Consider the following 2021-nt stretch of genomic DNA (forward strand, 5'->3'; position numbering starts at 1 on the left):
CCCAGCGTGGCGGCCTCCCGCGTGGCCCGCGGGTCGTTCCACCACAGCAGCGGGGTGAGCGGCCGGCCGGACCGGTCCAGCGGCACGCCGGTCTCGGCCATGCCCGCGACCCCGATCGCGTCCGGCCCGTGCCCGGCCCTGGCGGCGCACTCGGCGAGCGCCCCCGACACGGCGGCGACGAGAGCGGGCAGCTCACGCGGGGTCGCCTGGCGCACGGATGCGACGCAGGAGCCTCGCTCGTCGAAGAAGCCGACCTTGACGTGGGTAGTGCCCACGTCGATCCCCGCCAGCAGCGCTTCCCGTGCCATGTTGTCACTATAAATCCATAAGTTGGCAGAAAAGCTCCAACTTATGGAGCATTATGGTCATATGAGCGATATGGAGGTGAGTCTGCGTTACTCGTCGGCGCCGCACCGCCGCGCGGCGATCCTGCGCAGGATCGAGCTCGACGGGTACGTCGCCGCGGCCGATCTGGTCGCCGAGCTCGGCGTCTCCGCCAACACCGTCCGGCGCGACCTGCGCAGGCTGGCCGGCGACGGCCTGGTCAGGGCGGTGCACGGCGGGGCCGCGGCGGCCGAGGAGGCGGCCACGCCGTTCACCGACCGCTCCACCCAGGCGTCCGGCGCCAAGCGGGCCATCGCCGCCGCGGCCGTGCGCCACGTCGAGCCGGGCACGGCCGTGGCCCTCGACTCGGGCACCACCACGCTGGAGATCGCCAAGCTGCTGCCCGCGGACGCGGGCCTCACGGCGATCACCCACTCACTGCCCGCCATCGCCGTCCTCGCCCCCAGGCCGGACATCACGCTCATCGGCATCGGCGGCCAGTACGGCAGGGACACCCGCTCCTTCGGCGGCCCCGAGACGCTCGCGGCCCTGGAGCACCTGAGCGTGCGCACCCTGTTCCTGGCCGCCACCGCGCTCGACGGCTCCGGCGTCTACGGCGCGACGCCGTACGAGGCCGAGACCAAGCGCAGGCTCATCGCGGTCGCCCGCCGGACGATCGTGGTCGGCGACGCGCGCAAGTTCGCGCTGAGCGCTCCGATCCGGGTGTGTGGCTGGGACGCGGTCGAGCGCCTGGTGACCGACGCCGTGCCGGATGGGTTCACGGGAGTTCGCGTGGAGATCGCCTAGTCTGCTATTGTCTCGGCACTGCTCAAGCCTTCCGGCCTTCCGGCCCGGGAGGCTTTTTTTATGCCCTCATATCACCCCGTGAAGGAGTGCCATGCTTGATCTCACTCCATGGAGAAGTGCCATGCCTGACCTTTCCGTGCGGCTCGCGGCCGGCGCCGACTACGCCACGGTGGAACGCCTCTGGCTGATGTTCCGCCACGACATGTCGGAGTTCCAAGGAGGGCTGCCCAATCCCGACGGCACGTTCAGGAGCGAACGGCTCCACTCGGCCTTCCACGACCCCGGCTGGGCGCCGTACCTGATCACCAGCGGCGACCGCCCCGTCGGGCTGGCGTTCGTCCGTGCTCTGGACGGTCCGGCGCGGGTGCTGAACAGCTTCTTCGTGGTACGCGGCGCGCGCAGAGGCGGGATCGGGCTGCGAGCCATCAAGGAGATCGTCGCCCGCCACCCGGGAAACTGGGAGATCGCCTTCCAGGACGCCAACGTGGGCGCCGTGGCCTTCTGGCGGCGCGTGGCCACGGAGATCGCCGGAGACGACTGGACCGAGGAGCGCCGGCCCGTGCCGAACCTGCCCAACGACCCGCCGGACGTGTGGATCTCCTTCAAGACGACCGTCTGAGCGGAACGGCCCCGCCCGCGCGGGCGAGCGGGGCCATCCGGGGTTTACCGTGCCGGGGCGTAACCGGCCGGCCTGGTGGTGAACGTGCCGCGGCCCTGGGTGCGGCTACGCAGCCGGGTCGCGTACCCGAACACCTCGGCCAGCGGGACCACGGCGGTGATCACCACCGTCCCGGCGTGCGCCGTCGAGCCCGAGATCCGGCCGCGCCGGGCGGCCAGGTCGCCCAGCACGCCGCCGGCGGCGTCGTCCGGCACCGTGACCGTGACCTCCA

At 71.9% G+C, this 2021-nt stretch carries 3 protein-coding genes and 1 pseudogene; 2 read left to right on the plus strand and 2 right to left on the minus strand.

Annotated elements, in window-relative coordinates; all coding sequences use genetic code 11:
• Positions 1 to 308, minus strand: a 308-nt coding sequence (locus AB0J09_RS63360; protein WP_360713981.1) for an FGGY family carbohydrate kinase, incomplete at its 3' end; no start/stop codon positions are given.
• 61 nt (positions 309 to 369) lie between these two features.
• Here AB0J09_RS63360 and AB0J09_RS63365 point away from each other — a divergent pair.
• Both AB0J09_RS63365 and AB0J09_RS63370 read left to right on the plus strand, forming a co-directional pair.
• Positions 370 to 1131 carry a DeoR/GlpR family DNA-binding transcription regulator gene (locus AB0J09_RS63365; RefSeq protein WP_360713983.1) on the plus strand — a complete coding sequence of 254 codons (762 nt, stop codon included), beginning with the start codon at positions 370 to 372 and terminating at the stop codon, positions 1129 to 1131.
• A gap of 121 nt (positions 1132 to 1252) precedes the next feature.
• Positions 1253 to 1750, plus strand: coding sequence for a GNAT family N-acetyltransferase (locus AB0J09_RS63370; protein ID WP_360713985.1), 498 nt, complete (start codon positions 1253 to 1255; stop codon positions 1748 to 1750).
• 44 nt (positions 1751 to 1794) lie between these two features.
• Here the strand turns inward: AB0J09_RS63370 and fusA are convergent.
• Positions 1795 to 2021 (minus strand): annotated as a pseudogene (gene fusA / locus AB0J09_RS63375) (elongation factor G); the annotation flags it as partial.

This window comes from Nonomuraea sp. NPDC049784 (assembly GCF_040659615.1).
GTDB lineage: Bacteria > Actinomycetota > Actinomycetes > Streptosporangiales > Streptosporangiaceae > Nonomuraea.

Excerpts from the sequence above, each read along its gene's own strand:
- AB0J09_RS63370 (WP_360713985.1), top strand. The coding sequence starts at position 1,253 with ATGCCTGACCTTTCCGTGCGGCTCGCGGCCGGCGCCGACTACGCCACG.
- AB0J09_RS63365 (WP_360713983.1), top strand. The coding sequence starts at position 370 with ATGAGCGATATGGAGGTGAGTCTGCGTTACTCGTCGGCGCCGCACCGC.